Consider the following 6827-nt stretch of genomic DNA (forward strand, 5'->3'; position numbering starts at 1 on the left):
TCGCGGCGGTCAGACGCACCCTACGAGCTGGCGGAGAAGTGTGAATATGATAGCCTGGATAGGGGAGGGCTGGGGTGGGAACCAGAGGACAGAAATCAGATGACAGATGACAGAAGCTCAACGGGATGGCGCCATTCCATGCTTTACGCTTCTGTCTTCTGACCTCTGTCTTCTGACATCTGATTCCCCCCCTCCCAGCCTCCCCCCGACGGGGGGAGGAGTGTGTGCCGCGCTGTCCGGACCACTGCTGTACATCCATATTGAGAACTGCTGCCCGCCCGACGACATTTGGCCCGGCGATGATCGGCAAGGGGCCGCCGCCGGCCCGGATCACCTCCATAACCCCAAGGAGTCCCGTCACCATGAGACGCGACCCCGCCCGCGCCGCCGGCAAACAGGCCGGCGCCCCGCAGAGCCAGCGCCAACTGCGCGTCGGCGAGGAACTGCGCCACGCCCTCGCCTGGACTCTGGAGGAAGGCAACATCCGCGAACCCGCGCTGGCCGGAACGCCGGTCACCATCACCGAGGTCCGCGTCAGCCCCGACCTGCGCAACGCCACCGTCTTCTGTATGCCCCTGGGCGGCGGCGAGGCCGCCGAGGCCGAGGTGCTGGAGGGGCTGCGCCGGGTCAAGCCGTTCCTGCGTCACGAGGTGGCCAGCCGCGTTCGCCTTCGGTATGTGCCGGACCTGTCATTCGCCACCGACACCAGCTTCGACACCGCCGACCGCATCGAGGCCATCCTGCACAGCCCGGAGGTGGCGCGCGACGTGGACCCAGGGCGGGGGCGCGCCGACCGCACCGGCGAGGACGACGCCGACGATGGGGCGTAGACGCAAGGGCCTGCCGATCCACGGCTGGCTGGTGATCGACAAACCCCTCGGCATGACCTCGACGGCGGTGGTCTCCGCCGTGCGCCGCATCAGCGGCGCGGCCAAGGTGGGGCACGGCGGCACGCTCGACCCGCTGGCCACGGGGATCCTTCCCGTGGCGCTGGGCGAGGCCACCAAGACCGTCAGCCACGTGATGGACGGACGCAAGCTCTACCGCATGGGCGTGCGCTGGGGCGAACAACGCGACACCGACGACGGCGAGGGGCAGGTGATCGCCACCAGCGACGCGCGCCCGACGCTCGACCAGGTGCGCGCCGCCTTGCCCGCCTTCACCGGCACCATCGAGCAGGTGCCGCCCCGCTTCTCGGCGGTCAAGGTGGCCGGCCGGCGGGCCTATGATCTGGCGCGGGCGGACCAGCCCGTCGACCTGAGCCCGCGTCCCGTGCGCATCGACTCCATCGAACTCCTGACGACGGAGGACGAGGCCAGCGCCGACCCGGACCGGCTCGACCTGCTGATCGCCGCCGGCAAGGGCACCTATATGCGCGCCCTGGCCCGCGATCTGGCGTTGCGCCTGGGCACGGTGGCGTACATGGACAGCCTGCGGCGGCTGTCCTGCGGCCCGTTCGACGACTCGCACGCGATTTCCCTGGATAAACTGGAAACAGTGGGGCATAGTCTCGCGCACTCTGATGTCCTGCTTTCCGTCGAGACCGCGCTGGACGACATCCCGGCCCTGGCCCTGACGGAACAGGAAGCCCGCCGCCTCTCCCAGGGGCAGCCGGTGGCGTTGCTGCCGGTGCTGATGAGGGAGGCTTCGGCGCGGTGTCAGGGGCAGGCCACCCCACCCGGCGAGACGGTCCACAGGGCCATGTCGGGGACGCGTCTGGTGGCAATGGTTCGGATCGTCGGCGGCGAGATCCGCCCGGTCCGCGTCATGAACCTGTGAAGCGGCGGGAGGGCGCCACGTTGTGGCGCGCTGGCCGCTTTTGCCGTTTTCACCGTTTTCCGATTTCGGTTCGGGACCGTGACGTCCCGCCGTCATGCATCTGGGAGCCAACGTAACACGATGTCGATCACAGCCGAACGCAAACAGGAACTCATCAAGGAATTCGCCACCAAGGACGGCGACACCGGCTCGCCCGAGGTTCAGGTGGCCATCCTGACCGAGCGCATTTCGAACCTGACCGAGCACCTGAAGGAGCACAAGAAGGACACCCACTCCCGACGGGGTTTGCTCATGATGGTCGGTCAGCGCCGGCAGCTTCTGGACTACGTCAAGCGGCGCCAGCGCGACCGCTACGAGACCCTCATTGCCCGACTCGGCATCCGTAAATAGACCGTGCCCCCGGCCCGGACGCTTCCGGAGCCGGGCCGTCCCCCGTACACAGGGCGCTGTGTCCGGCCGGCCGCGCTCCCGCCCCACCGGGGCGGGTGCCCGGTCGTGCCCCGGTCACGCTGATCGCGGGCTCGCGCCCCCCGCACGTCGCGGATCCCGGCACACGGCCCGGATCCCGTCCACCACCCGTCCTTTTACCGTCATCCGCACATGCCCCCCGGCCACACCCAGCGGCGGGGCCAAGCGCGGGTGTCTGTCCGGGCGTGTCGGGAACGCGCACAACGGCGGCGACGCTCACGCAAGGGAAAGATGACACCCATGTCCATGTTCACCACATTCCGCAAGACGCTCGACTGGGGCGGCCGACCGCTGGTCTTCGAGACCGGCCGCGTCGCCCGCCAGGCCGACGGCGCCGTCATGGCCTCGCTGGGCGAGACCACCGTTCTGTGCACGGTCGTCGGCGAGAAGGCCGCGCGCCCCGGCATCGATTTCTTCCCACTGACCGTCAACTACCAGGAAAAGACCTTCGCCGCCGGCAAGATCCCGGGCGGTTTCTTCAAGCGAGAAGGCCGCCCGACCGAGAAGGAAACGCTGGTCTCGCGCCTGATCGACCGGCCCATCCGGCCGCTGTTCCACAAGGGCTATCGCAACGAGACCCAGGTCATCTGCACCGTCTTGTGCCATGACATGGAGAACGATCCGGATATCGTCGCCATGATCGGCGCCTCGGCCGCGCTGACCATCTCCGGCCTGCCGTTCCTGGGGCCGATCGGCGCCGCGCGCGTCGGCTACATCGACGGCCAGATGGTCCTCAACCCGACGCTGGACCAGGTCAAGCAGTCGGACCTCGACCTGGTGGTCGCCGGCACCGCCGAAGGCGTGCTGATGGTCGAATCCGAGGCCCAGGAACTGACCGAACAGCAGATGCTGGACGCCGTCATGTTCGGTCACGAGAGCTATCAGCCGGTCATCGACGCCATCATCGATCTGGCCGAGCTGGCCGCCAAGGAACCGCGCGACGTGCCCGAACCGCCGCCGGAGGCCGAGGCCGTCGCCACCCGCCTGCGCGAGATCGCCAGCGAGGGCCTGGCCGCCGCCTACGCCGAGCCGGACAAGCAGGAGCGCCACAAGAAGGTCGCCGCCGTCAAGGAAGAGGCCCTGGCCGCCTTCGCCGACGACGAGGCCGCGCTGGCCCTGGCCCCGGCCGCCTTCAAGGCGCTGGAGGCCGACATCGTGCGCGGCACCATCCTGAAGACCGGGCAGCGCATCGACGGCCGCGACACCAAGACCGTGCGCCCCATCGAGATCGACGTCGGCTTCCTGCCGCGCGCGCACGGCTCGGCGCTGTTCACGCGCGGCGAGACGCAGGCGATGGTGGTCGCCACGCTCGGCACCGGCCAGGATGAGCAGATCATCGACGCCCTGGAGGGCGAGTACCGCCAGAACTTCATGCTGCACTACAATTTCCCGCCGTACTCCGTCGGCGAAACCGGCCGCATGGGCGGCGCCGGCCGGCGCGAGATCGGTCACGGCAAGCTGGCGTGGCGGGCCGTCAAGCCGCTGCTGCCGGCCAAGGCCGACTTCCCCTACACCATGCGCGTGGTCTCGGAAATCACCGAGTCCAACGGCTCGTCGTCCATGGCCACCGTCTGCGGATCCTCGCTGTCGCTGATGGACGCCGGCGTGCCCATGCCGCGTTCGGTGGCCGGCATCGCCATGGGCTTGATCAAGGAAGGCGACGACTTCGCCGTGCTGTCCGACATCCTCGGCGACGAGGACCACCTGGGCGACATGGACTTCAAGGTGGCCGGCACGTCCGAGGGTGTGACGGCGCTGCAGATGGACATCAAGATCACGTCCATCACCAAGGAGATCATGGAAGTCGCCCTCACCCAGGCCAAGGACGGCCGCCTGCACATCCTGGGCGAGATGTCCAAGGCGCTGTCCTGCGCCCGCGAGGAAGTCTCGGGCAACGCGCCGCGCATCACCACCATCAAGGTCAACCCGTCCAAGGTGCGCGAGGTCATCGGCACCGGCGGCAAGGTGATCCGCGAGATCACCGAGAGCACCCAGACCAAGATCGACATCGAGGACGACGGCACCATCAAGATCGCCGCCACCGATGCCGACAACGCGCAGCGCGCCGTGGACTGGATCAAGGGCATCGCCGCCGATCCGGAAATCGGCGTCATCTACACCGGCAAGGTCGTGAAGGTGGTCGAGTTCGGCGCCTTCGTGAACTTCCTGGGCAGCCGCGACGGCCTGGTGCACATCTCGGAGCTGTCCAAGCAGCGCCCGCAGAAGGTCGCCGACGTCGTCAGCCAGGGCGACACGGTGAAGGTCAAGGTCGTCGGCTTCGACGATCGCGGCAAGGTCAAGCTGACCATGAAACAGGTCGACCAGGAAACCGGCGCCGACCTGACCCAGGCGGCGGACTGACCTGGGTCACGGTTCGGATGACTGGGAAGAAGGGGGGGGAGCGTCACGCTCTCCCCTTTTTTCGTCTATCCGCTTCACACACCTTTACTCTTTCTTGTCATTGAGAGGAGCGAAGCGACGAAGCAATCCAGAGCATATACTTGCGTTTTTCCCGGATCCGTCACCGTGTTTCGGACGAACCTGGATTCCCTGAACGATAAAAGTCTTTTGTCCCGGGTATTGGGCGGCTGGTTTTTTACAGGGTGTTTTTGGCGGTTTCGCTCAACCAGGCCAGGGCGCCCTTCGTCGAGGTCCATGTCTCCCCGCTGGAGAGGACGTAGAGGACGGCCTCGTCCTTCGATCCCAGGGCGTAGTGGGGTGGTGGCTGTTTCGGCAGGCGTTTCTCGCCGAGCAGGTAGGCCGGCACATGGGGGTTGTTCTTGATGGCCGCGGCCAGCGCCTTGCCGGCGCCCGACTTGGCCCCGCCCTGTTTGTATTTCAGCAGGGCGTCGGTGTCGCCCCATTCGGCCCCCGTTTTGGCAGGGTCCGGCTCCTCGTACTCGTCGAGCAGCTCCCGGACCGCCTCGAACAGGTTCAGGTGCAGCAGTTTCGGCGCCAGCACATGGCGGATGCCCATATTATCGTTCGGGCACAGCCGGAGCATGTCGCGCCAGTGGGCCACGGCCTCTTCGCGGGTCCCCCATCTCCCAGAGACAGTCGGCCCGGGCAGATCGTGATCAATCTGAATCACGTTGCGCTTCAGATTGATCACGATCTGTCCTGAATCAACCAATTTGGGCGGATTGACGCGCCCCATTTGGCCCGCTCAGCGGGTCAAATGGGGTGCGATCCGCCCAAGGGCCGCCCGCGCCCGCATGTAGGGACGCGTTTCCAGGATCCCCCAGAAGTTCCCCTCCTCCTCCTCGAACGCCTCCTCCCCCAGGGTCCGCCGCACGGCCTGCTCCCCGGCGGCCACGGCCTTTTCAAGAACCGCGCGCTTTTCGATGATGCCCTTTGCCTCATCCTCGGCCAGCAGCAGCCAGGCATCGGCGCACAGCTCCGAGATCCCGAGCGCCTGTTTGGCCAGGGCGATCCGGTCCCGTTTCGTCGCGCCCTCCCAGGCGTCGTACATGATGTCCTGCGCCGCGTGGAGCGGATCGGCCGCCTGCTCGCCCGCGAGGTCCTCGGCCAACAGGCCCCTCTGCAGGTTGGCCATCATCTTTTCCATGACCACCCGCGGGGGAAGGTCCTCCGGAAGCGGGGCCGGGGACGCTTCGGCTTTCCGGCGTTTCCGGGGCGCCGGCTTTGGGGCCTTCGTGCCGTCCTTGCGGCGGTTCTTGCTGACGGGCACGGCGTCTCTCCCTTCTCTGGACCACGCCGGGGAGGATAGCAAAACAGCGCCGTCCGGGTCCCGGTTTTTCCTCGTCCGAGGGCCTGCCGGCCGCTATAATGTCGAACAGAATCAATTCGATACTGGGACCTCGCATGCTCTTTTCCGGTTTCGGTCCGCGCGCGGTCATCGCCGCCTTCGACGGCGGCGAGATCACCTCGGACGCCGGCGGCCTGCTGCTGCGGGAGACGGCCAGGCGCCTGGACCTGTTCCCCCGCATGGCGGCGTGCTTCGACGACCACCGGGACCCGGGCCGGGTCCGTCATCCGCTGGCCGACCTGCTGGCTCAACGTGTCACCGGCATCGCACTGGGATACGAGGACCTCACCGATCACGACAGCCTGCGCCACGATCCCCTGCTCAGGCTCCTGGGCGAGGCGAAGTCCCCCGGGCGCGACAAGCCGGCTCCCCTCGCCGGGAGTTCCACTCTGGGACGGGTGGAACGGAGTTTCGAGGACAGCGACCGGCGCTACCACAGGATCACCGCCCAGCCGAACCGACTCCAGGACCTGTACGTCGACCTGTTCACCGAGAGCCACGACACCCCGCCCGAGCGGATCACCTTGGACATCGACGCCACCGACGTGGAGACCCATGGCCACCAGATCGGCGGTTTCTTCAACGGCTACTATGAACACCGCTGCTTCCTGCCGCTGTATGTCTATTGCGGCCCGCATCTCCTGCTAGCCAAGCTGCGTCACGGCAATGTCGACGGCGCCAAGGGCGCGAAGGCGGCGATCAAACGCATCGTCGGCCGCATCCGGAAGGTCTGGCCGACGGTCCAGATCCTGGTGCGCGGCGATTCCGGGTTCGCCCGCCCGAACCTGATGAGCTGGTGCGAGGCCAACGG

7 protein-coding genes are annotated in these 6827 nt (G+C 67.3%); 5 read left to right on the forward strand and 2 right to left on the reverse strand.

Annotation, left to right across the window (positions count from 1 at the left end; translation table 11 throughout):
• Positions 1–362: 362 nt before the first annotated feature.
• The 4 genes from rbfA (at position 363) to pnp (ending at position 4608) form a co-directional block, all read left to right on the forward strand.
• The gene (gene rbfA / locus Q0309_RS13760) at positions 363–830 is read left to right on the forward strand and encodes a 30S ribosome-binding factor RbfA (RefSeq protein WP_299442167.1); all 468 of its coding nucleotides are present in this window, start codon (positions 363–365) and stop codon (positions 828–830) included.
• Positions 820–1779, forward strand: coding sequence for a tRNA pseudouridine(55) synthase TruB (gene truB / locus Q0309_RS13765; protein ID WP_299442170.1), 960 nt, complete (start codon positions 820–822; stop codon positions 1777–1779). The genes rbfA and truB overlap by 11 nt, the downstream gene beginning before the upstream one ends.
• Before the next feature lie 120 nt (positions 1780–1899).
• The gene (rpsO, locus tag Q0309_RS13770; protein WP_299442173.1) at positions 1900–2169 is read left to right on the forward strand and encodes a 30S ribosomal protein S15; all 270 of its coding nucleotides are present in this window, start codon (positions 1900–1902) and stop codon (positions 2167–2169) included.
• Between the two features lie 318 nt (positions 2170–2487).
• Complete coding sequence (gene pnp, locus Q0309_RS13775; protein WP_299442177.1) at positions 2488–4608, forward strand: polyribonucleotide nucleotidyltransferase; 2121 nt, start codon at positions 2488–2490, stop codon at positions 4606–4608.
• Between the two features lie 235 nt (positions 4609–4843).
• On the opposite strand, the gene Q0309_RS13780 is transcribed toward pnp, so the two are convergent.
• A complete protein-coding gene (locus Q0309_RS13780) occupies positions 4844–5359 on the reverse strand; it encodes a hypothetical protein (RefSeq protein ID WP_299442180.1) in 516 nt (171 codons plus the stop codon).
• A 54-nt stretch (positions 5360–5413) separates the two neighbouring features.
• Positions 5414–5938, reverse strand: coding sequence for a hypothetical protein (locus Q0309_RS13785; protein WP_299442183.1), 525 nt, complete (start codon positions 5936–5938; stop codon positions 5414–5416).
• A 134-nt stretch (positions 5939–6072) separates the two neighbouring features.
• On the opposite strand from Q0309_RS13785, the gene Q0309_RS13790 reads away from it, so the two are divergent.
• Positions 6073–6827 (forward strand): IS1380 family transposase (locus tag Q0309_RS13790; RefSeq protein WP_299442186.1); only part of this gene is annotated, 755 nt, incomplete at its 3' end.

It is taken from the genome of uncultured Rhodospira sp. (genome assembly GCF_937138205.1).
In the GTDB taxonomy this organism is placed as follows: Bacteria; Pseudomonadota; Alphaproteobacteria; order Rhodospirillales; family Rhodospirillaceae; genus Rhodospira.